Raw genomic sequence first — 22,565 nt, 5'->3', positions numbered from 1 at the left:
ACGCAGTCGGGCGCTCGAACAACAGGATCCCGCCGCCGACCGCCAGCTGATCCGCCCGAGCAGCCCCACGCGGCCCGACGCTCGCCCGTGACGGCCCTGGTTCGAGCAGTCAGCGCGATCTCGAGGCGCGCCAGGTAGACTTGGCGCGCGCGACCCGGTCGCGCCATCGCGCCATGCCCAGTCCAAACCGTACGCTTGCCCTGTCGTTCGGCGGTTTCGCCATTCTCGTCGTCGCGCTGCTGCTGGGCTGGAAGCTCTACAAGTCCAACGCGCCCGCGCTCGAGCCAGGCGGACCAGGCGCGACCACCGTGGTCGACGCGGGCGATGTGATCAAAGCGCCGGGCAAGCGCGAGCGCGCTGACCTGCAGCTCGCGGCCAAGGCTTCGATCCGCGGGGTGGTTCGTGATCCGGCGGGCCAGCCGATCGCCAACGCGCAGGTGTGCGGGTTCGCGGTTCGCGACGCGGTTCGCGACGCGCTGCGCGGGCTCGGCGACGGACAGCCGCGCTGCACGACCACCGAAGCCGACGGGCACTACCGCCTCGACGGTCTGTGGCCGGTGCCGACCAACATCGAGGCCAGCGCGCCCACGTTCAAGCCCGCGCGCTGGCAGACCCGCGACGACACCGGCCAGCTGCGCGACGAGGTCCGGCTGACCCCGGGCGGCGAGGCGGTCGACATCGACCTGTTGCTGCAGCCAGGCGGGGTGTTGGTCAAAGGCGTGGTCCGAGACATCACGGGCGGTGAGATCGAGGGCGCGGTGGTGATCGGCCGCCCCCGTGGGATCATGGCGGCGGGCCTCGCCGTCACGCGCACGGGCGACGACGGCCGGTTCGAGCTGTGGGCCGCCCCGGGCTCACTGTCGATCCTCGCCAGGTCCGAAGGCTACGCCGACGGCGACGTGCCAGGTGTCGCGCCCGGGGCCCTGATCGAGGTGTTCCTGACGCCCGAATCGGTCCTCGTTGGCCAGGTGATCCACGCCCAGACCAAGCAGCCCGTCTCCGACGTGACCGTTCGCGTCTCCGGCCGTCGCATGGGCCAGAGCGACCACAGCACCCGGACCGACGACGACGGCTGGTATCGGCTCGATCGACTCGAGCCCGGCACCTACAAGCCGATCGCCCAGGCAGACGAGCTGTATGGCGAGGCCGCCGAGCAAGTGAACCTCGGGCTCGGTGAGACCTCCGATCCGGTGCAGATCCTCGTGCACCCGGCGTTCCTGGTGAGCGGGACCGTGAGCATCGCTGGCGGCGAGGGCCGCCCCTGTCCCGACGGCAGCATCTTGCTGCGGGCCGATCAACGGACACACGGCCGGGACCGGCTCGACGACGAGGGCGTGGCCGAGCTGCGTGGGGTGCTGCCGGGCGTGTACCAGGTTGAGGTGCGCTGCGACGGCTACATCACCGAAGACAGCTACCCGGCGATCGAGCTGGTCGACGCGAGCTTGACCGGGCTCAGCTGGACAGTCCGCGAGGGCCTGGCGATCCGGGGAGAGGTCGTTGACGACGCTGGCTCGCCGGTCGCCGACATCTCGATCGCCGCCAACGCGCTGCTCGCTGGTGACGACGCGCGCGGGCGTAAGACCGACGACGCCAGCCGCAGCGACGAGGCCGGGCACTTCGAGCTGACGGGGCTGCTGCCAGGGCGCTACGAGGTCAGCCTCTCCAGCCGGTCCGGTCGCCCGGGTCCCGATCCGATCCCCGTCGAGCTGCTCGCGGGCGCCGACGTCAACGACCTGCGCCTGGTGTTGCCGGCGGTCGGGCAGCTGCGCGGACACCTGCTCGACGAGCGGGGGCAGGGCGTCGCGGGGGTCTGGGTCGCCGCCGCGCCGGTCGGGGCCGCGCGGGGTCAGAGCGCCCAGACCGACGACGCCGGCGCGTTCGCGTTTCAGGCGCTGCAGCCGGGCCCGACCCGCGTCAGCCCCACCCCCCGCTCGGGCCTGCGCGCGCCCGGGACCACCGACGACGACCCGCAAGGTCAGGTCATCGAGGTCGTCGCCAACGAGACCGTCGAGCTCGACCTGATCGTCGAGACCCAAGCTGGGGTGATCCGTGGCGCCGTCGTCGACGAGCACGGCAGCCCGGTCGCCGACGCCTTCGTCGACGCCGAGCGCATGTCGGATCGCGCTGGCGCCAGCGCCCGCAGCTCCCGCCAGGCGATGCGCTGGAGCTGGGGTCGCAAGCCCGTGCTCACCGATCAAGACGGACGCTTCGAGCTCGACGAGCTGCCCGACGGCGTGTTCCTGGTCCGCGCCCATCGCAAGGGCGGCGGCGAAGCCTCCCTCGAAGAGGTCGCAATTGGGGCCGACGTCGAGCTGGTGATCGCCACGACCGGATCGCTGGGCGGCACCGTCGTCGACCCGGGCAACCCCGCGCCCGAGCGCTTTCGCGTGGTCGCGCGGGATCCCGAGCAGGGCATCTCGATCGGCGACGAGTTCTTCCGAACCAACGGTGTCTGGGCCCTGCGCGAGCTCCCGCCCGGCAGCTACTCGCTCTCGGCCAGCTCGAGCGCCGGCACGACCGAGCTCGAGGTCGTGCTCGGCGAGGGGGAGCAGCGCGACGACCTGGTGCTCGAGCTCGAGAGCCGCGTCACGATCCGTGGGCGGATCATCGATCTCGACACCCGCGAGGGTATCGCCGGGTTCGAGGTCAACGCCGCTGGGCCCGGCGGCGGCCGCCGGCGCCTGCGAGTCGGCGATCTGGGCGGCGACGCGGCCAACGTGACGGACGCCGACGGCCGCTTCGAGCTGCCCGAGGTGCCCAGCGGCCGCACCCGGATCATCGCGCGGCTGCGCACTGGCGGCGCCGACAAGCCCTACGACTTCGCGTTTACCGTCCGCGAGATCCAACCGACCCCCGCGGTTCAGGACATCGGCGACATCGAAGCGATCGCGCGACGGGTCGAGCGTGGCAAACAGCCGGGCGAGCTCGGCTACACGATCGTCGAGCCTGACCCCTCGGCGGCGCCCGAGGACAGCAAGATCGTGGTCGCGCTGGTGCGGCCCGGGGGCCCGGCGGCCGCGGCGGGGCTCGAGGTTGGCGCGGTGATCGAGTCGGTCGATGGGCACGCGATCGGCGGCGACGCCAACCGGTACAGGACGCTCAGCCAAGTCCCGGCAGGGGCCACGATCACGCTTGGGCTCGAGCAAGGCGCGAGCGTGAAGATCACCGCCGCCGCGCCGCTATAGATGCCATCACCATCACGGGCGCCATGTGAGGGTTCTGACCGATTTCTTGGACCCTGCCCGACAGTGTCTTACATGTAGGACATGAACCGACGTGACTTCCTGCTCGGGTTTTGCGCAGTCTCCGCTGGCGCCGTCGCGCTCCGCCCGGCGCGTGCCCTGGCTGGCCCCACGCCGGTGATCGAGCAGGGATTTCGACTGGTCATCGATCCCGGCCACGGCGGCGAGAACCTCGGGTGTCGCGCGCATCGCGGCGGGACCCACGAAAAAGAAGTCACGCTGACGCTCGCCCGGTCGCTCGCCGGCCGGGTCGTCGAGCTGATGCCCCATGCCGAGGTCCTGCTGACCCGCGAGACCGACGAGACCCTGCACCTCTCGCAGCGGGTTGGGTTCGCCAATGCATGCAAGGCCGATCTGTTCTTGAGCCTGCACTGCAACGCTTCACCGCGCGCCGACCAGACCGGGTTCGAGACCTTCTTGCTCGACGTCGACGCCTCCAGCAAGGAGGCCGCGCTCACGGCCCAGCGCGAGAACGACGAGGCGTCTGGCCGCCCGAGCGGCGAGGCGGACGACGAGATCGCCGTGATGCTGCGCGAGCTCGGGATGACCAACAACCGCAAGCACGCGGCGCTCTACGCCAAGGCGATCCAGCGCGAGCAGGCCAAGCGGTTCCCCGGTCGGCCGGATCGCGGCGTGCGGCAAGCCAACTTCGACGTGCTGATGGGCGCGCGCATGCCCGCCGTGCTGCACGAGGTTGGGTTCTTGGATCACGCCGACGAGAGCGCGCTGATGCTCGATGCCAGCGGACGCCGGCAGCTGGTCGAGGCGCTCGCGCAGGCGACGTTGACCTACTACAACCAAGTCGCCCGACGGACCTAGTCGTTGGTCGTTATGACCCCCACATGGACCTTAGACTTCGCCGACTGCAGCCGCTTCGCGTCTGGTCGCTTCGCTCCTCGGGGCCGTTTGTTCGCGGGCGTATGTGTGGCCCCCTACAAGGGGGCTCGTTTGGCTTCGGCGGACGGGTACGGGACTTCGCCGACTGCAGCCGCTTCGCGTCTGGTCGCTTCGCTCCTCGGGGCGGTTTGTTCGCGGTCGTATGTGTGGCCCCCTAGAAGCCCTAGAAGGGGGCTCGGGTGGCTTCGGCGGATGTCTACGGGGACTTGAAGGGGGTCGGAGCGCAATTCCTGTGTCTGCGGGACGCGCCCCTTTTTAGCTCGCCGGCTCGAGTCGGCTGCGGCCGAGGTCGCGGAAGCCAACGTTGAACCTCATCGTGGCTGGCCGCTCGACCTCGTGGGGGAGACGCCGTCCGCTTCATCGACCGCTGCGCAGCTCGACTTGGCCGATCTGCGCAGGCTTGGCCGGCAGCAGCTCGCCAATGATCGCCGCTGGGTGTCCGCTGCTGCGCAGCTCTTCGAGCATGCGCTCGGCCTCTTCGACGCGCAGCGAGACCAGCAGGCCGCCGCTGGTCTGGGCGTCGGCCGCGAGCCGGGTGCGCGCGGCCGCGTCGGCGTCGTTGCTGGAGTAGCGGCGCAGCAGCGAGCCCTCGACGTGCTCGAGGTTGGCCTTGCTGCCGCCGGGGTAGTGGCCGGCCGCGAGCAGCTCGAGCGCGCCGGGCAGGATCGGCAGGCGGTGTAGATCGATCTGCGCGCGCAGCCGGCTGCCCCGCAAGATGTTGCGCAGGTGCCCGAGCAACCCAAACCCAGTCACGTCGGTGCAGGCGGTCGCGCCGTGCTTGCACGCGAGCGCGGCGGCCACATCGTTGAGCCGGGTCATCGACGCGGTGGCGGCTGCGATCTGAGCTGGGCTCGCGGCTTGCTTCTTGATCGCGGTGCCGATCACACCCGTGCCCAGCGCCTTGCTCAGGACCAGCACTTGGCCTGGCAGCGCGCGGGTGTTGGCCAGCGCCCGCCGCTGTCCGGGGTCGATCATGCCCGTGACCGCGAGGCCGAATTTGAGATCACCGTTGCGGACCGTGTGGCCCCCCACGATCGACACCTTGGCCTCGGCGCACTTGTCCCGGGCGCCAACCATGATCCGGCGCAGGATCGACAGCGGCAGCTGATCATTCGGGAAGAACACCAAGTTGAGCGCCCACAGCGGCTGGCCTCCCATCGCCCACACATCTGACATCGCGTTGGCGGCCGCGATCGCGCCGAAGGCCTCGGGCTCGTCGACCAGCGGCGCGATCGTGTCGGTCGTCAGCACCAGCCGCGGTCCTTCGGATCCGTCCGTGGTCGGCAGGCGCACGACGGCCGCGTCGTCGGACAGCTCGGGTCCAACGAGTATGCGCTCACTCCCGGCTGCAGGTGGGAGCACCCCGTCCAGGACCTCGACCAGGTCCGTGAGCCGAAGCTTGGCGGCTCAGCCACCCCCGCTTGCGTAGGCGGTCAGGCGGATCGGGTCTTGGTTGTCGTCGACCATTTGGCGCAGGGTACCCGCTCGTTGGCCCGGGACGAGGCCCGGTGTTTACTTTAGTGGTGCGCTCGCTGCACACGCCCGCGCGGGCCCTGCACCGGAATAGGGCCCGCGCGGCCACGCGTCTGCGCGCCGTGAGTCCAGGTCGCAAGCGAGGGCTGATCTACGTCGCGTCTTCGCTGTCCGTGGTCGCGCTGCTCATGGCGGCGCTCGCTTGGGCGCTGGTCGAGGACGTGGGGGCGACGCGACACACGACCGCGAAGTCGTTTCGTGAGCTGGTGGGGGCGCCCGAGGCTCCGGTGGGGTTGAGCGTCCAACTTCACGACGAAGGACCGCCCGGCGTGGTGCTCGCTCGGCGAACCGTGATCCCCGACGCGCCGGCCGTGCTCGAGCCGCCCCCGGCCCCGCCGCGGCGGCCGCCCGGTCTCGATGGGGTCTCGTTCGTGCTGCTGCTCGGGGCGGACAATCGGACCGACAAGGTCGTCGGGCGGACCGACGCGATGATCGTCCTCGCGTTTCGCCACCGCGACGGCAACCTCGCAGCATTCAGCATCCCCCGAGACCTGTGGGTCGCCCTGCCGGATCTGGGCAGCTTGCACGAAGAAGGCCGCGATCACGCGCGGGTCAGCTCGGTCGTGCGGATCGGCGAAGTGCGGCTCGGAGCCGGGCAGGGGCTCCCGCTGCTGCGCCAGGTGCTGCTCGATGAGCTCGGGATCCGGATCGATCGCTACGCGAGCATCGACTTCGCGGGCTTCGAGGCGCTCGTCGACGAGCTCGGCGGCGTCGATGTCGACGTCGAGTGTCCAATCATGGATTGCTTTTGGATCAACGGGACCGACCAACCCTGCGTGATGATGAGCGTCGACGCCGGCCGCGTTCACATGAACGGCGCGACCGCCCTGCAATTCGTTCGATCGCGGCATGGGACGGGGGATCGGGATCGGACCAAGCGGCAGCAGGCGGTGATCCTGGCGTTCGCGCGGAAGGTGCAAGCACGCGGGCTGCGGGGCCTGTCGGGCCTGTGGACCCTGGCGTCGCCGTTCGTGCGCACGGATCTCGAGGCCGATGACGCGGCCTACTACGCTTCGTTTGCGCTGGAGAATCAGCTGTCGCAGGTGCGAGGGTTTTCGATTCGCCATCCGATGACGCGAAGGCACGTCGCCGCCGATAACAAGCACGTGCTGCTGCTCGACCGCGACTCGTTCGATGCGGCGCTTGGGCGGATGTTCGAAGGTGAGCTGCCCGCGCTGCGGGAGCGCGCGCGTTGCCCCGCAGCAGACGCTGCCCTGAATTGACCCGTCGACTCGCTCCCCTGCGCATGTGGCGGCCTGCGTGAGCAGGCACTGGCGTGCGGTGACGTCTGCACGACGAGCGACGCGCTGGGGCGTGCTTCGAGCATTGGTTGGTGTCGCGCGATAGACTTCGGCTCGGCGCACGATTGATCGATCCGATGCACGACCACAGTCACGCCCATGCCAACGATCGCCGGATCGATCGTGCGTTCGCGCTCGGTGTGGTCCTCAACTCCGTGTATGTGGTCGCAGAGTTTGGCTACGGGTTCGCGGCCGACTCCGTCGCGCTGCTGGCTGACGCCGCTCACAATCTTGGCGATGTGCTCGGGCTGTTGATCGCCTGGGGGGCGGCTTGGCTCGCGCGCCGATCCCCTTCGGGGCGGCGCACCTACGGCCTGCGCAAGTCGACCGTGCTCGCGGCCCTGGCCAACGCGCTGCTGTTGATCGCGGCGACGGGGGCGCTGACCTGGGAGGCGATCGAGCGCCTCGCCGATCCGCCCGCCCCGACCGCCGTGACGATGATGGTCGTCGCGGGGGTCGGGGTGGTGATCAACCTGTTGTCGGCGGTGATCTTGCTGCGCAGCGACCAGGGGCACGGGCACGGGCACGGGCACGGGCACGGACATGGACACGGACACGGACATGCCCACGGCAGCGACCTCAACCTGCGCGGGGCGTTCATCCACATGGCCGCCGACGCGGCGGTCTCGCTTGGCGTGGTCGTGACCGGGGCCCTGCTGTTGTTCACCGGCTGGCGTTGGCTCGACCCGGTCGTGAGCCTGGTGATCGCGGTGGTGATCTTCGTTGGCACGTGGTCGTTGCTGCGCGAGGCCCTCAACCTGGCGCTCGACGCCGCGCCGCAGCACATCGATCTCGACCAAGTGCGGGCCTACCTCGGCGAGCAGTCGGGCGTGGTCGAGGTTCACGATCTGCACGTGTGGGCGCTCGGGACCCGGGACGTCGCGCTCACGGCCCACCTCGTGGTCGAGGGGCACGGGGAGGACCTCGTGCGAGCCGCCGAGCACGAGTTGTCGACGCGGTTTGGGATCGCGCACTCGACCCTGCAGCTCGAGTCGAGCGGCGATCGCCCCTGCCCGCAGCGCTGTTAGTCGCGCGACTACAGGTAGTTCCACGCGCACGTGCCGGCGACGCAGGCGAAGCCGTCCGTCTCTGGACAATCGCAGCTGCTGCTCAGGCCAAGCTCACACTGCAACGGCCCGGCTTGATCGATCAGATCATAAAAGCACGTGGTGTCCGCGTCCGTGAGGGCCACCCAGTTCCGGGTGCAGCCGCAGCTGGTGCCGACCAGCTCCTGCCCGCACTCGGAGTCGTTCGAGCAGCTGCGAATCGCCGCGGTCTCGGCCGCAAACGCGGCGACGAGATCGTCGCAGGTCGCGAAGTTCTGACCACAGCCATCGCCGTCGCCGTCGCCGTCACCGTCGCCGTCGCCGTCGCCGTCACCGGAGTCGCCGTCGCCGTCACCCGTGTCGGGATCGCCGTCGCCATCACCAGAGTCGCCGTCGCCATCACCGGAGTCGCCATCGCCGTCACCATCACCGGAGTCGCCGTCGCCATCACCGGAGTCGCCGTCGCCGTCACCCGTGTCGGGATCGCCATCCCCATCACCGGAGTCGCCATCCCCATCACCGGAGTCGCCATCCCCGTCCCCCGTCTCGGTCGTCAGCCCGTCCTCGCCGGCGCCATTGTCCGCGCAGCCACCCACGATCAAACAAGCCACCAAGGTCAAAAAAGATGCTCGCTTCATGGCGCAGAGGCTAGCACTCGGCGACCGCGGGGGAAGTCCCCCGCGGCTCGGTACGTCACGCGTCGCGGGCCCGAAGTTCGCCACGCAATTGCATCAACAGGACACCCAGGCGATTGCGTCCGCTCCCGTCCCCGCCGTCGGCCCAGTAGCTGTCGTTGCGGGTGTGCTCGACCAGCTCGGCGTCCCCGGTGCTGAGCAGCAGCCGCGCCAGCCGGGGATGTTGGTCGAACTTGGCCCGCAGCGCGTCGAGCATGACGGCCTCCTTGACCTGCTCCCAATCGGAGCGCAGCCCCGGCAACCGGCGCCCGAGCTTGGCCGCTGGGCCGGGACCCGGCGCCAGCCGAACCTGTTCGCGCAGCTTGGGGTCCTCGAACTTCTGGGCCTGGAAGTAGTGCTCGGTGGTCGCCCAGGTCTGACCGTCGAGCTCGATCGGGTGACTGGAGAAGTTCGAGAACTCTCCAAGCAGGTCGTCTTGACGGTAGAATTGCAGGCGCTCGGTCATGGGCGGTGATAGTGTCGCATAAACACTATCGGTGCAAGCGACAACCCCGCTCGAGTGCCGGGCCTCGGGCGGTCGGGCGGGCGGTCGGTCAGCGTCGGCATGGCCCCGGGCCGTCGCCACCCCGACCACTGGCGCGAGCGCGCGATCGGTTCCGCGCGAGCGCGCGATCCGTTCTGGGCGAGCGCGCGAGCGCGGATTGGATCTGCCCCGTCGAACACCGTAGCATCAGCCATGCGCCGCTCACTTGTACTTTGCCTGTCGCCACTCTTGATGCTCGCTTGCGCCGAGGCCGAGGGCGACGCTCCCTTCACCTCGACCTTCACAACGCTCCCCGGCGACGGCGACGGTGACGGTGACGACACGACCGGCGACGGCGACGGCGACCCACCACCCCAAGACTGCGGCGACAGTGTCGTGAACCCGGGGGAGCAGTGCGACCTTGGCTCGCAAAACAGCGAGTCGGGTCAGTGCACGCCGCTGTGCACGATCGCCTCGTGCGGCGACGGCTTCCTCTACGAGGGCTTTGAAGAGTGCGACGACAGCAACAACGACAACACGGATGACTGCGTGTCGGGCTGCAAGCTCGCAACCTGCGGCGACGGCTTCACGCAAGCCGGTGTCGAGGCGTGTGACGACGGCAACGACGACGACGCCGACGGCTGCACCGCGACCTGCCTGACCGGCGAGTGTGGAGACGGGATCCTCCAAGACGGCGAGCAGTGTGACGACGGCAACGTCACGACCTCCGACGAGTGCCCGGCCTGCCAGCTCGCGTTTTGTGGCGACGGCTACGTCCAAGCCGGCGTCGAGGTCTGCGACGACGGCAACATGGACGGCAACGACGCGTGCACCTCACCATTTTGCACGCCGGCCGTGTGTGGCGACGGGATCGTCTACGACGGCGTCGAGGAGTGCGACGACCAAAACGACAACGACAACGACGCGTGCACGACCGCGTGCACGATCGCCGTGTGTGGCGACGGCTTCAAGCATGAGGGCGTAGAAGAGTGCGACGACGGCGACGACGACGACGACGACGGCTGCGACACCAATTGCATCGCGTCGGCTGATCCACAGTGCTTCTTGGCCTACAACGAGTTCTCGCTGGCCAACCGCAACAAGAACCAGATCGGCGGCGGCGCCTTCTGTGATCAGCAAGCAGGCAACGGCTGGCAGGGCGCGGGCTGGTACCGGTTCACGGGCGACGCGGGCACGCAGATGTCCGAGACCGTGATCCCCAGCAACCAGTGCGCCACCCATGCGTCAGGCTGGCTCAACGGCGCCCACCCGGAGCTCAACGACGGCATCGTCGCGCGCCAGGTGTGCTTCAACTGGAGCGGCAACCAGTGCAACTGGAACGCCAACATCGAGGTCGTCGCGTGCCCGGGCTACTACCTCTACAACCTGCCGAACACGCCGGCCTGCAGCCTGCGCTACTGCGGTCAGGACTGAGCGCGGCCCACGAACGCGGCGCGGGTGTGGCCGCCGTGCCCGTCGAAGCTGATCGCATGCTGCGTGCCGATCGCGTCGAGAAACTCCAGATCATGGCTGGCCACCACGAGGCCGCCAGGCCAGGCCCGCAGGGCAGCCTGCAGCGCACTGAGCCCAACGAGATCCAAGCTGAAGGTTGGCTCGTCGAGGACCAGCAGCGCGAGCGTTGGCTGCTGCCGAAATAGACAGATCAGCGCGGCCCGAACCCGCTCGCCGGGGCTCAGCGACGCGAGCGGACGCTCGGCCAGCGCGAGCGGGAACCGGTGGGCGATCAGCAGCTGGGCCGCCTCATCGAGCGAGGTCGCGCGCGTGCGAGCGAACAGACGGTCGAGCAGGCTGTCGTCCGAGATCCAGTCGCTCGCGCCCTGGGCGATCGAGCCGATCGCTTCGAGCCGACAACGCGCCGCGCCGATCGTAGGTGCGCGTGCGCCAAGCATGACTTGCAAGAGCGTGGTCTTGCCGCTGCCATTCGGCCCCAGCAGCGCCACCCGTTCACGCCCGACCGCAATGTTCATGCCGTTGAACAAGCGCCGGCCCCCGAGCTCGACCCCCACGTCCGTGAGCGAGATGAGCGCGCCCCCGTCGGTCTCGGTCAGGGCCGGCACCCCCTGTCCGACCTCGAAACCGAGCAGCGGCAGCTGCACGGTCAGCGCCCGGCGCGTCGACTTTGCCCAGCCACGCGCAGCGGAAATTCGCTCGTGGCGGATCTTCGCCGCCTTGGCCTGGCTCTCTTGCGCGTAGCTGCGCTTTTCGTTGAGCCGGCACCTCGACGTGCAGCGGCGCAGCTCGTGCAATCGCCCAACGTTCTTCTTGCGCCGCCGCCGTTGGTTGACCGCGTGGTGGTGCCGCTCTGCGTCCGCGAGCGTGCGCAGGTGTTCGGCGTAGCGTCGCTGGTGGTCGTCTTGCTCCTGCGCGAGCTGCTGCTCGAGCTGCGCAAAGCTGCCGGACAAGTGGCGACAGCCGGACTCGGAGACGATGAAGAAGTGCTCGAACCCACGCAGCAACGGCCGGCTGTGCGACGCGACGATCAGGGCGCCGCGCCAGCTCGCCAGCCACCGCTGCAGCCAAGCGACCCCGGCCGCGTCGAGGTCCTCGGACGGCTCATCGAGCAGCAGCAGCTCACCCGGCCCAAGCTTGGCGGCGATCAGGTGCAGCTTGCGGACCTCACCACGGCTGAGCTGCTGCTGGCCAAGCAGCTGGCGTGGCGGCCGTAGCCCCGCCTCCGCGAACTCGCGAGCCAGCGCGCCCTCGAGCGTGGGCTCGTCGCGGGCCCGAGCCAGCAGGCGACGCGCGATGCCAAGCGCCTCGGCGCTGCTCGGATCCTGCTGGACCAAGGTTGGCCGCGTGTGCAGGCTGACCGCCCCGCGATCAGGCTGCAGGCCGCCCGCCAACAGCTCGAGCAAGGTGGACTTGCCGACGCCGTTGCGGCCGATCAAGGCCACCCGATCCCCGGCTGACACGCTGAGGTTGAGCCCGCGATACAGCGGGCGCCGGGTCGGCGAGTCCAGGTCCGCGCGGCGCACGACCACCAGTGGTTTCATTACGGTTCCGGTCACGCCTGCACCGCCTTTGCTGCTTTTTGGATCTGCGCGATCACGTGGGACGCCGCCTCGATCGTGAACACCAAGCCATGCTCGACCGCCATCGTCTCGATCACGCGGCAGCTGGCGTAGATCGACGTGGTCAGCTCGGTCGCGCGATAGGGCACGAACAAGCGCACGCGCCGATGCTCCTGCCGGGCCGCGTCGATCAGCGCCGTCCGCAGCTGGGCGACCGCGGGTGCGTCGGTGCTGCTGAGCACCGTGAAGTCATGGCCCCGGCTGCACGCGCGCAGCTCGTCGTTGGTGGGCGGCTGCGCCACCCGATCGACCTTGTTGTAGACGTAGTAGCGCGGGATCGCCTCGGCCCCGATCCGCGCGAGCACGGCCTGGGTCGTGTCCACGTGCATGCCCCATTCGGGGTCCGACAGATCCACGACGATCGCCAGCAGCGACGCCTCGCGCAGCTCCGCGAGCGTGGTCTCGAAGCTGGCCAGCAAGCGCTCGGGCAACCGCCGAATGAAGCCCACGGTGTCGCTGAGCACGACGTCACCCCCATGCCGGGTCAGGCTGCGAGACGTGGTGTCCAAGGTCTCGAAGGGCATGTCCTTGGCCGACAACTCCGCCGCTGTCAGCCCATTCATGAGCGAGGTCTTGCCCGCGTTGGTGTACCCGACCAACGCGACCCGTTGACACGACTCCCGACCCTTGCGCTGGGTTTGTTCGGCGCGCTCGAGCTTGGCGTTTTGCTTGCGAAGCTCGGCCAGCCGGCCGTCGAGCTGACGCGCGAGCAGCTCCGAGGCTGTCTCGCCCGGACCGCGGGCCGCCATCATCCCGCCCGCTTGCTGGTCCATGTCCAGCCCGATGCCGCGGATCCGCGGGCGCAGGTACTCGAGTTGGGCAATCTCGACCTGAATCCGCGCCTTGCGGCTCTTCGCGTGAATCAAGAACACATTGAGGATCACCCCCTCTCGATCACTCACCGAGAGTCCGGTCGCGTCCTCCAGGTTGCGGGTCTGCGAGGGACTGAGCTCGGCATCGACGACCAGCAATGTGGCCCCAGCCGCGCTCGCCCGCGCCGCTATTGCCTCAGATGTTCCTGTGCCCAAATAGGTGCGCGGGTCCGGCCGACCGCGCTGATAGGACTCGTATCCAACGACCCGATCCCCCTGGGCCCGAACCAGCGCCAAGATCTCCGCTAGCTGCGCCCGCTCCTGCGCCAGGTCCTCCCAGACCCCCACAGACACCACGTAGCAGGCGTTCTTCCCATGTACGGGGCCGCCGGGCGCAGCGTCGAGTTGCGCCCAATGAGCGACCAGTTGCTCCCACCGCCCATCATCGGCGAGCGGGACTTCAGTGTGTTCTTCAATTGGCTTCGAATGGAATTTCATCGCGTCTTTCCAGTCGCCGTCCTCACGCGCGCCACGTCACCGATAGGTGCAGGCGCGCGCGCAGACGAGCGGTCCATGCCTCGCTAATGCCGCCACGACGTGCGGGCACGCAGTAGCAGAGGCGTCGGGTCGAGTCGTGACCAAGCTCGAAACGAGCGGACTATTGGAAGTGCGACTTGTACATGGCCTTGCCGTGTAGGCGCGAACCCTAGCCCCAGTCGCCGCGATGCGCAAGGGCAATGCTTGCGGGCCGCTTCGGGGTCAAACACACAGACGATCACGACCGCGGTTGGGTTGTTTGGTTGTTCGCAGGGAACTGGGTGCCGAAGGGGACCGCGCACGGGCTGCAGACGAGCCCAAACCGGCTACGGTCTACTCCAGTCTCGTGGCCCCGCTTCCTCTCGTTGCTTCTCATTGGCCCGACCTCGCTTCTCTTCGTTAATCTCCACGTGCGTAGATACGCCGGTTTGGGCTCATCTGCGGCCTTGTGTGCGCTCCACGTTGATCGAAGACGCTCTCCGATCCCGACAGGCGGAAGGGGCTTCCCTGAGAGGGCGATGAGGCGTCCTGCTCGTGGGTGCGCTCCACGTTGATCGGGGGCGCTCTGCGATCCCGACAGGCCGGGGCCTCTGTGTTTGTGGCTGCGCCTTCGGGTGCGCAGGCGCTCGAAATACAGGCGTCAACAACGCCTTTCGCAACATCCCCGAGCCCACACACCCACGAGCAGGACGCCTCTACTCCCTCTCAGGGAAGCCCCTCCGCGTGTCAGATGAGCCCAAACCGGCGTATCTACGCACGCGCCGCTCCGCCCGTCAGGATCGGAGAGCGCCTCCGATCAACGTGGAGCGCACCCACGACCAGGACGCCTCTACCCCCTCTCAGGGAAGCCCCACCGCCCGTCCGGATCGGAGAACGCCTCCGACTAACGTGGAGCGCACACAAGGCCGCAGATGAGCCCAAACCGGCGTATCTACGCACGTGGAGATTAGCGAAGAGAAGCGAGGTCGGGCCAATGAGCAGAGTCGAAAGGAAGCGGGGCCACGAGACTGGAGTAGACCGTAGCCGGTTTGGGCTCATCTGCAGTCCGTGCGCGGTCCCCCCCCGGCACCCAATTCCCCGCAAACAACCAACACCCCCCTCAAGCCAACACAAGCAACACATACCCAACCGCCAAAGCAATCTGAATCAACGCATAAGGCAAAGCCTTCACCACAAACCCCGCAAAGCTCAGCTCCAGCTTATACCGGTGAATGATAGTGACCGCGACCAGCGTAGACGCCGACCCAATCGGCGTCAGGTTCCCCCCCAAGTTGGCCCCAAACACCACCGACCACCACTTCGGATCCGTGCTCGGCGTCCCCATGTTGCCAAGGATCTTCGACAGCATCGCCGCCAGCGGGATGTTGTCCGTGACCGAAGAGAACGCCGAAGCGCTCACCAGTACCAGCGCCGTCCCAGCCGTCTCGCCCAGCCCGATCATCCACGCGAGTCCGGTGCCGATCAGCGCCAGTACCTGCGCGTGCTCCATCACGTTGATGACCACGAACAGCGCCGCAAAGAACCCCAGCAGATCCCAGTCGAGCCCCTTGTAGAACTGGTCGACCGAGCTCTTGTAGCGCAGCAGCATGATCACCGCGAAGCCCAGCGCGACGAAGCCCATGCCCAGATCGCTGACCCACGGCAGCACGGAGGTGGTTGCGATGACCAGCACGAACAGCACGGTCATGCCCGTGCCGAACCAAAAGAACCCCTGCGACTCGATGCCGTCGTTCTCGTCGAAGCTCTGGACCTGCGCGGCGGCCTGCTCGCGGGCCGCGTCATCGGGCAGCGCTTCGATCTTGAACAAGCGCACGCCCATCGCTATGGTGACGATGGTCGCCACAATCACGTAGGGGCTGGCCTTGTAGAAAAACTCGACGAAGCTGATCCCGGCGGCGGTCCCCACGATGATGTTGGGGACCGAGGAGATCAGGGTGAGCAGGCCGCCGATGTTGGTCAGCAGACCCTCGACCAGCAAGAAGCCCAGCAGGTACTGCTCGCGGCCGAGCTTCTTGAGGCTGACCCCGGTCAACGAGCCGACGATCAGCATCGCGGTCACGTTGTTGAGCACCGCAGAGAACACCACGGTCATCAGGCCGTACAGCCACAGCAGCCGGCGCGGCTCGCCCTTGGACGCCTTGGTCAGCTTGATGGCGATCCACGTGAACAACCCGGACTTGCTGGTCACGTCAATGAACAGGCTCGAGCCCAAGATGATCGCAATCACGCCCCAGTCGATCGCCGGAATGTAGATCGGCATGTCGATCTCGTGACCGCCAACGATCACCGGGCCAAATGGCAGGATGTGAACGGCGGTCCCAACCAAGAGGCACACGACCGCGAACACGCCCGCGATCAGCGACTTCTTGGCGTGGATCTTCTCTTCGAAGGCCAAGCATAGGATCATGCCAAGCAGCAACGCAGTGAACACCAGCGTGATCGACATCGGGACCTCGTGGGCCTCGCTGGTCGGGGCTGTGGAAGCGAGCAGGAGCGAAAGCGGGGGCATGGCAGTGTTCACAGCAAGAGCAGCGGAATGTCGCGGATCTCGACGGCGATCGGGTAGGCCATGCCGTGCATCGCCAGTTGATCTTCGTCTTTGGTGTCCATGACCAGCAGATCAACCCGGTGATCGCGGACCAGCTGGCGGTAGGTCGAGAGGTGATGGCCCATGACGATCAGCGGGCGGACGTCCAGCCCAGGGCGCTGCGGGATGATCACCGCCCGGCAGGCCTCGACATAGTCTGTTGGCTGCTGCAGCAGCTTCTCGCGGATCAGCTTGCGCGCGAGGTCTGTCTCGATCTGCGGGATCTTGCTGATCGTCTGCATGATGCGAGCATAGGCGAGCTCGTCTTCGACGTGCGTCAGCCACAGCTTGCCCTTGGCCTGGGTCATGGCCGCGGCAAAATTGATCAGCCGCTGGGAGCCGGTCAGGTGGTCGGTCATCGCCATGACCACGTCGGTGTCGCGGAGCGCGTGGGGGGCCGCGTCGGCGCGCTTGGGATGCGGCGCGATCAAGATCGGCACCGGCGTTGCTTGGGTGAGCACGTCAACGAACTCGCCAAGCGAGAACTCCAGCGCCCACGCCGAGCTGTGCAAATTGCGGTAGGTGCAGACCAGATCCGGCGCCCAGTCCTCGACCAGGCGGTGGAGCTCGCTGATCAGCGCGTAGTCGTCACCCTTGACCAGGCGCCACTGCGGCGTCGCGGCGCCGCCGGGGACCGAGGCGAGCGCGCTAGCCAGGAACTGCTCGAGGCTGGCCTGGAATTGCGCCGAGGCCTCCGCGTCGAGGTCGGTGATCACCAGGATCTTGCGAATGTGCGGCGGAGCCCAGGTGAAGGTGTCCTTGCTCGCCGACCGAAACGCGCTCTCGAAATGGTCGAGGGTGCTCATGCAGGACGCCAATGGTACCGCGTCCGCGCGAGCACGACCAAGCGCGCGCCGCCTCGTTCAGCCAGGGCGATCTGGTGCACAGCTCGACGACCCGCTGCGGCGGCGAGATCGAGTCCTGTGCGAGCTGGTTGAACTTCGTTGCTATCCCGAGCCCCGAGACTTCGCTACGTCCATTCAGTAGACGTCGGCAGCCGTTCAGGCGCTCAGGCGCGACGCGGTCTCGAGCACGTCGTTCTCGATCAGGTGCCGGCCCCGACTGATGCAAGCGCCGAGCACTTCGATGTGCGCGCGGAGAGCTTGGGCCCCCGCACTAGCGATCGACTGCCCAAGCTCGGGCGCCGCCCGCAGCAGATCATCGAGGCGCGCGTGCAGACGGTCGGTCCCGAGCGCCGCGTGGTCGGTGCGGGCTTGCAGATAGCTCAGACCAACGAACACCTGGGCCCCGAGCTTGCGCTCGCACGCGCGCATGAGCTGGGGTCCCACGCTCACCGCAAATTGCCCAAGCTCGAGCTCGACACCCAACGCCGCGAGCGGGAGCTCGTCAGCCGAGGCGGCCTCGCGCAGCTGCGCGTGGCGGTGCGCGACATCGGGCGGTGTCCGGCGCACGAGCGCGGCGAGATCGAGACCCCGACCGGCGCTGCTGACCTGCTCGCGCCACAGCTGGGCGAGCTGGACCAGATCATCGATGAGCAGCAAGCGGCGCTGGGCGGCCTGGGTGCCAAGCCGCTGCAGCTCGTCGCCGAGCGCATCGAGGCCGACCGCGACGCACACCAGCGCAGCGCGTGCGAGCGAGTCCTCGACGGGCCGCAGCAGCCGGACCCCGAGCGCGCTGAACTCGATCAAGAAGCCGAGCTGCGCGGTCGCGTCGAGCTCGTCGGACAACAGCGCCCGCACGTTCCGGTGCACCTGGGCGCTCGCCCGCGCCGGCTGGACGTGGGGGACATAGTGCTGATCTACGTATGGGTACTGCAACATCGCGTCGACTCGTCCGCCGCTGATTCACGAGCACACATATCGCGCAGGTTCGCGCGACGCTAAAAACCGGCAGCGCGTCGAACCTACGGGCTCCGTGTTCAGTGCCGTGACCGCCGGGGGTCAACGCGGGCGCGACCCTCGATCGAGGGTCAAGATCGTGAACGCGTGGGCGTGGCGGGCGTCGGCCGGATGTGGTTCGCGGCCGACCTCTCGCCACTGCCCTGGGTCGTAGGGTGGAAAGTGGGCGTCGCCTTCGAGCTGGGTGTGGACGCGGGTCAGGTAGATGCGGTCCGCGCTCGAGAGCGCCTCGGCGTAGAGCCGGGTCCCGCCGATCACGAACACCTCATCGTCGCTCGCTGCCCGAGCGATCTCGAGGCCCTCGTCGAGTGACCGCACCCGCGTCGCGCCTGGGGTCTCGTACTCGGTCTGCGAGCTGACCACGATGTTGACGCGGCCCGGTAGCGGCTTTCGACCCTGCGACTCCCAGGTGCGCCGGCCCATGATCACGTGGTGACCCTTGGTCGTGCGCTTGAAGTGGCGAAAGTCGTCGGGCAGGTGCCAGGGCAGATCGTTGTCACGGCCGATCACGTCGTTGTCCGACGCCGCGGCGATCAAGGCGATGCGCATGGCCGGAGCATGCCTGGTGGCCCGGTTGTCCTGCTACTCGGGTCGCTGTTGACGCGGCCCGGCTGCGCCATTCGTGCGCACCGGCGCCAGTTTGGGGGGAACACGGGCGGGTGCTGCGCTGGGCGGCACGGCGTGTAGACTGCCGGCGATGCAGCCGCCAGCCCGAGTCTCGCCCATGTCGCCCATGTCGCCCATCTCGCTCACGTCCCTCGTCACGCTGCTCGGGGCCGCGCTGACCGCCTGCACGCCGGACCCGGCGCCCGCGGACACCCACGCCGCGAGCGAGAGCCTTGGGTCGGAGACGGCGCAGACGGCAGAGTCGGGCGACACCGGCGAGCCGTTGCCAGCGCTCGACGGCTACGCGGATCTGCACCTGCACATGTTCGCCGAGGATGCGTTCGGCGGCGGGTGGCTCCACGGTGACGCCACCGGCGCGGCCGAGGTCGCGCTCGCGCTGTGTGACGGCGGCGAGCCGGGTGACCACGCCCGGCTGAAAGACGAGCTGTCCAGCTTGTTCGTCAATTGCGACGACGCCACGCTGCAAGAGGCGGCGGCTCAGGTCCCGCTGCTGCAGGCGGTGCTGACCCTCGGTGGTCTGGGGATCTCGGAGTTGATCGCCAGCATTCCAGGCAGCACCGGCGACACGGGCATTCACCTCGATCGCACCGACGGCTGGCCCGAGCTCGAAGACTGGCCGCGCTGGGATGTGATCGCTCATCAGCAGTCGTGGGAGGGCTGGCTGCACGAGGCCTACGACTCTGGCCTGCGGATCTCGGTGGTCTCGGCCGTGACCTTGGACTGGCTGTGTCGGGCGATCCCACCCCAGAACGTGGATCGCCCGCAGTGCGACGAGATGGACGATGTCCGCGTGCAGCTGCAAAAGGCCAATGACTTCGCGGCCGCCAACGACTGGGTCGAGATCGCCCTGAGCGCCGAGGATGCCCGGCGGATCGTCAGCGAGGACAAGCTCGCGCTGGTGTTGAGCATCGAGGCCTCGCATGTGTTCGGCGACGGCGACTGGTTGCAGCAGCTCGACGAGGTCTACGCGCTTGGCGTCCGGACCCTGCAGATCGTGCACCAGCTCGACAATCGCTTCGGCGGCGCCGCGCCGCACAACAGCATCTTTCACATCGCGCAGTTCGAGGAGAGCTGCCACATCGACACCGACTGCGGCATCACCACCCAGAGCGTGACCCTTGGCTTCGACGTCGACGCCAACTGCCGCAACGTCAAGGGCTTGACCGAAGAGGGGCGGGCGCTGCTGACAGAGATGATCTCGCGCGGGATGTTGATCGACATGGCCCACATGTCCGAGGCGCTGACCCGCGACGTCTACGATCTCTCGGTCGAGCACGACTACTACCCGCTGTACCTGTCACACGCGCACTTTCGCGAGATCATGCTGCCGGCCAAGGGCAAGGAAGAGAAGACCAGCCCCGCCTGGATCATGAGCATGGTGCGAGAGACCGGCGGCATGATCGGGCTGCGCACGGCCCATGAAGAGGTCAACACCTACGAGCCCGCGGGCGTGACCAACACCTGCCACGGCTCGTCCCGCTCGTTCGCGCAGGCCTATGAATTCGGGCGCCAGGGCCTTGGTGTTGCGATTGGGCTGGGCTCGGACTTCAACGGCTTCATCCAGCAGACTCGCCCGCGCTTCGGGCCCGACGCGTGCTCGGCCTCGTTCGCCGAAGAGGCCCAGTGCCAAGCTCGCGACGAGCGGCTCGCGGGCCCCGGCGAGATCGGCAGCAGCTTCGACGATCATGGCCTTGGCGACGTGGGGCTGCTCGGCGATCTGCTCGACGATCTCGATCAGCACGGCGTCGACACCGAGGCGCTGCGTGGCTCCGCCAACGACTTCGTCGTGATGTGGGAGCGGGCAAGCGCCCCGCGCAGCGGGCCGGTCGACGAAGGGTTCGAGGTCGACGTCTCGGGCGTGACCGTGCTGCCGTCACACTTCGAGCGCCGCGCGGCGCTGCCGACCGAGTGCGATGATCCCTACTGTCCCGGCGCGCTGCTGCCCGGGGAGGCCTGCCGGTTCGACGCCGAGTGCGAGAGCGGCAGCTGCTCGGGCGCGGGCGACTGCGGCTCGCCGCAAGGCACGTGCGACTGAGCTCAAACACCCACATACAACAACGGGGATGGACGCGTGCGTCCCATCCCCGTTGTTGTATGTAGGCTACCTAGGTTTTCCCGTGCACTGCGCGCCCCCGAAGAGCGAAGCACCTACAGTCAGCGAAGCACCCGCAGTCAGCGAAGCACCCGCAGTCAGCGAAGCACCCGCAGTCAGCGAAGCACCCGCAGTCGGCGAAGCCCTGCAGTCAGCGAAGCACCTGCAGTCAGCGAAGCACCTGTACACGTCCGCCGAAGCCACCCGAGCCCCCTTCTAGGGGGCCACACATACGGATGCGAACAAACGGCCCCGAGGAGCGAAGCGACCAGACGCGCCAGCGGCTGCAGTCGGCGCAGTGCGAAGGTGCTCGTGGGGGTCCAAAGAGGACCAGACGCGAAGCGGCTGCAGTCGGCGCAGTGCGAAGGTCTATGTGGGGGTCATTACTGCTGGAAGCAGTAGAACGGCTCCTCCCACGCACACGAGCCGCCCTGACACGCGATGGTCCAGGTGCCCGTCATCGAGGTTGGGTAGCCCCACAGCGCGCTACCGGTGGTCGACGTCCAGTTGCCGCACGAGTTGGCGGCTTGGTACAGCGCGCCCGCTGCGTTGGTGTTGGTCCACGCCGAGCTCGCCTGGCAGGTGAAGGTGCCGATCGGCGGCGGACCGCCGGTCTCGGTCACGTTGATCGGGCTGTCGATCGAGCCGTCGATCAGATCGGCCCAGTTGTCCGCGACCTGGACCCCGTCGACCTTGACGTAGGGCTGAGCGGACTGGGTGAAGCGGGTCGCCGGCGTGCCATTCATTTCATCCGTCGACAGCCAGGCCATGTAGGTGCCCGGCAGGCCCGCGTCGCCCGCGAGCGTGTTGCAGATCGCGTCGGCGCCCGCGAGCCCACCTAGGTTGCCCGTGTGCAGGGTGCTGGTGATGAACACGAGCTTGGACTCGCTCTCGCAGATGTCCGAGCAGCCGTCACCGGGATCGACGTTGCCATCGTCGCACTGCTCGACGCCCATCTGGACGAAGCCATCGCCACAAACGGCGGTGGTGCACGCGGTCAGACACTCGTCGGTGTCGTCCATGTTGGCGTCGTCGCACTCTTCAACGCCGGCTTGGACGAAGCCATCGCCACAGGTCGCGGCGACGCACATCCCCACGCAGTCGTCGGTGTCATCCATGTTGCCGTCGTCGCACTCTTCCATGTTCTCCCACACGACCATGTCGCCACAGACCGCGTTGAAGCACATGTTGGTGCACTCGTCGGTGTCGACCATGTTGGCGTCGTCGCACTCTTCCATGCCTTGCAGGAGCCCGTCGCCGCAGGTCTCCATCATGCACAGCGCCGAGCAGCCGTCGCCGTCCTCCATGTTGCCGTCGTCGCAGGCTTCAACGCCCACTTGCACCGAGCCGTCGCCACAAAACGCGATCGTGCAGGCGTTGGTGCAGTCATCGCCGTCCTCACCGTTGCCATCGTCACACTCGTCGACGCCATCTTGGACGATACCGTCGCCGCAGGCCGCCACTGCGCAGGCGTTGGTGCACGCATCGGTGTCGACGTCGTTACCGTCGTCGCAGCCTTCGTCACCCTCGACCATGCCGTCGCCACACACCGGATCGGGACCGGTGGTCGGGTCGCCGTCACCGTCGCCGTCACCGGGGTCGCCATCACCATCGCCGGTTGGATCGCCGTCTCCGTCGCCGGTTGGATCGCCGTCGCCGTCGCCATCGCCGGTGGTCTCGGTGCCGGTTGCGACGACCGTGTCGGATGGCGTGGTGTCGTCAGTGCAGGCAACAACGAGCGCGAGTGTAAGTGGAAGGAAATGTAGAGAGCGTTTGGACATA

15 protein-coding genes and 1 pseudogene are annotated in these 22,565 nt (G+C 68.0%); 6 read left to right on the top strand and 10 right to left on the bottom strand.

Annotated features, from left to right (window positions below; translation table 11 throughout):
* Positions 1-173: 173 nt before the first annotated feature.
* A complete protein-coding gene (locus tag DB30_RS23780) occupies positions 174-3,185 on the top strand; it encodes a carboxypeptidase regulatory-like domain-containing protein (protein ID WP_146660326.1) in 3,012 nt (1,003 codons plus the stop codon).
* A gap of 81 nt (positions 3,186-3,266) precedes the next feature.
* Positions 3,267-4,061 (top strand): N-acetylmuramoyl-L-alanine amidase family protein, encoded by a 795-nt coding sequence (locus tag DB30_RS23775; RefSeq protein ID WP_052552885.1) that lies wholly within the window; start codon positions 3,267-3,269, stop codon positions 4,059-4,061.
* A gap of 435 nt (positions 4,062-4,496) precedes the next feature.
* On the opposite strand, the pseudogene selD reads toward DB30_RS23775, so the two are convergent.
* Positions 4,497-5,534: pseudogene (selD, locus tag DB30_RS23770) on the bottom strand (selenide, water dikinase SelD); the annotation flags it as partial.
* Positions 5,535-5,734: 200 nt separating this feature from the next.
* Here selD and DB30_RS23765 point away from each other — a divergent pair.
* Positions 5,735-6,895 (top strand): LCP family protein, encoded by a 1,161-nt coding sequence (locus tag DB30_RS23765; protein WP_052552879.1) that lies wholly within the window; start codon positions 5,735-5,737, stop codon positions 6,893-6,895.
* A 155-nt stretch (positions 6,896-7,050) separates the two neighbouring features.
* Complete coding sequence (locus DB30_RS23760) at positions 7,051-8,001, top strand: cation diffusion facilitator family transporter (protein WP_052552896.1); 951 nt, start codon at positions 7,051-7,053, stop codon at positions 7,999-8,001.
* An 8-nt stretch (positions 8,002-8,009) separates the two neighbouring features.
* Here DB30_RS23760 and DB30_RS41640 read toward each other — a convergent pair whose 3' ends face one another.
* Together DB30_RS41640 and DB30_RS23750 are read right to left on the bottom strand one after the other, a co-directional pair.
* Positions 8,010-8,657 (bottom strand): hypothetical protein, encoded by a 648-nt coding sequence (locus tag DB30_RS41640; RefSeq protein ID WP_205633048.1) that lies wholly within the window; start codon positions 8,655-8,657, stop codon positions 8,010-8,012.
* Positions 8,658-8,712: 55 nt separating this feature from the next.
* Positions 8,713-9,159, bottom strand: coding sequence for an NADAR family protein (locus tag DB30_RS23750; RefSeq protein ID WP_052552875.1), 447 nt, complete (start codon positions 9,157-9,159; stop codon positions 8,713-8,715).
* A gap of 231 nt (positions 9,160-9,390) precedes the next feature.
* On the opposite strand from DB30_RS23750, the gene DB30_RS23745 reads away from it, so the two are divergent.
* A complete protein-coding gene (locus tag DB30_RS23745; RefSeq protein ID WP_240480313.1) occupies positions 9,391-10,611 on the top strand; it encodes a DUF4215 domain-containing protein in 1,221 nt (406 codons plus the stop codon).
* On the opposite strand, the gene DB30_RS23740 is transcribed toward DB30_RS23745, so the two are convergent.
* The 6 genes from DB30_RS23740 to DB30_RS23715 all read right to left on the bottom strand — a co-directional run bounded on the left by DB30_RS23740 (position 10,602) and on the right by DB30_RS23715 (position 18,613).
* Positions 10,602-12,206: an ATP-binding cassette domain-containing protein gene (locus tag DB30_RS23740; protein ID WP_146660322.1), complete on the bottom strand. Its 1,605-nt coding sequence runs from the start codon at positions 12,204-12,206 to the stop codon at positions 10,602-10,604. The genes DB30_RS23745 and DB30_RS23740 overlap by 10 nt on opposite strands.
* Positions 12,203-13,579, bottom strand: a complete 1,377-nt coding sequence (gene hflX, locus DB30_RS23735) for a GTPase HflX (protein ID WP_146660320.1) — start codon at positions 13,577-13,579, stop codon at positions 12,203-12,205. Before hflX ends, DB30_RS23740 begins: the two co-directional genes overlap by 4 nt.
* Positions 13,580-14,717: 1,138 nt before the next feature.
* A complete protein-coding gene (locus tag DB30_RS23730) occupies positions 14,718-16,127 on the bottom strand; it encodes an ArsB/NhaD family transporter (RefSeq protein WP_146660318.1) in 1,410 nt (469 codons plus the stop codon).
* Positions 16,128-16,135: 8 nt separating this feature from the next.
* Positions 16,136-17,011 (bottom strand): hypothetical protein, encoded by an 876-nt coding sequence (locus DB30_RS23725; protein WP_052552863.1) that lies wholly within the window; start codon positions 17,009-17,011, stop codon positions 16,136-16,138.
* Positions 17,012-17,206: 195 nt separating this feature from the next.
* The gene (locus DB30_RS23720; RefSeq protein ID WP_052552860.1) at positions 17,207-17,986 is read right to left on the bottom strand and encodes a hypothetical protein; all 780 of its coding nucleotides are present in this window, start codon (positions 17,984-17,986) and stop codon (positions 17,207-17,209) included.
* A gap of 120 nt (positions 17,987-18,106) precedes the next feature.
* A complete protein-coding gene (locus tag DB30_RS23715) occupies positions 18,107-18,613 on the bottom strand; it encodes a dihydrofolate reductase (RefSeq protein ID WP_052552858.1) in 507 nt (168 codons plus the stop codon).
* Positions 18,614-18,761: 148 nt separating this feature from the next.
* On the opposite strand from DB30_RS23715, the gene DB30_RS23710 reads away from it, so the two are divergent.
* Positions 18,762-20,726, top strand: coding sequence for a membrane dipeptidase (locus tag DB30_RS23710; RefSeq protein ID WP_146660316.1), 1,965 nt, complete (start codon positions 18,762-18,764; stop codon positions 20,724-20,726).
* A 440-nt stretch (positions 20,727-21,166) separates the two neighbouring features.
* On the opposite strand, the gene DB30_RS23705 is transcribed toward DB30_RS23710, so the two are convergent.
* The gene (locus DB30_RS23705) at positions 21,167-22,564 is read right to left on the bottom strand and encodes a DUF4215 domain-containing protein (protein WP_052552855.1); all 1,398 of its coding nucleotides are present in this window, start codon (positions 22,562-22,564) and stop codon (positions 21,167-21,169) included.
* Between the last annotated feature and the right edge of the window lies 1 nt (position 22,565).

Source organism: Enhygromyxa salina (assembly GCF_000737335.2).
In the GTDB taxonomy this organism is placed as follows: Bacteria; Myxococcota_A; Polyangia; order Nannocystales; family Nannocystaceae; genus Plesiocystis; species Plesiocystis salina_C.
Note: the sequence above shows the minus strand (reverse complement) of the source record. Positions and strands in the feature narration are given on the sequence as shown.

Coding starts and splice junctions, on each gene's coding strand:
- DB30_RS23780 (WP_146660326.1), top strand. CDS start 174: ATGCCCAGTCCAAACCGTACGCTTGCCCTGTCGTTCGGCGGTTTCGCC.
- DB30_RS23725 (WP_052552863.1), bottom strand. CDS start 17,011: ATGAGCACCCTCGACCATTTCGAGAGCGCGTTTCGGTCGGCGAGCAAG.
- hflX (WP_146660320.1), bottom strand. CDS start 13,579: ATGAAATTCCATTCGAAGCCAATTGAAGAACACACTGAAGTCCCGCTC.
- DB30_RS23760 (WP_052552896.1), top strand. CDS start 7,051: ATGCACGACCACAGTCACGCCCATGCCAACGATCGCCGGATCGATCGT.
- DB30_RS23750 (WP_052552875.1), bottom strand. CDS start 9,159: ATGACCGAGCGCCTGCAATTCTACCGTCAAGACGACCTGCTTGGAGAG.
- DB30_RS23705 (WP_052552855.1), bottom strand. CDS start 22,564: ATGTCCAAACGCTCTCTACATTTCCTTCCACTTACACTCGCGCTCGTT.
- DB30_RS23720 (WP_052552860.1), bottom strand. CDS start 17,986: ATGTTGCAGTACCCATACGTAGATCAGCACTATGTCCCCCACGTCCAG.
- DB30_RS23775 (WP_052552885.1), top strand. CDS start 3,267: ATGAACCGACGTGACTTCCTGCTCGGGTTTTGCGCAGTCTCCGCTGGC.
- DB30_RS23710 (WP_146660316.1), top strand. CDS start 18,762: ATGCAGCCGCCAGCCCGAGTCTCGCCCATGTCGCCCATGTCGCCCATC.
- DB30_RS23730 (WP_146660318.1), bottom strand. CDS start 16,127: ATGCCCCCGCTTTCGCTCCTGCTCGCTTCCACAGCCCCGACCAGCGAG.
- DB30_RS23715 (WP_052552858.1), bottom strand. CDS start 18,613: ATGCGCATCGCCTTGATCGCCGCGGCGTCGGACAACGACGTGATCGGC.
- DB30_RS23745 (WP_240480313.1), top strand. CDS start 9,391: ATGCGCCGCTCACTTGTACTTTGCCTGTCGCCACTCTTGATGCTCGCT.
- DB30_RS41640 (WP_205633048.1), bottom strand. CDS start 8,657: ATGAAGCGAGCATCTTTTTTGACCTTGGTGGCTTGTTTGATCGTGGGT.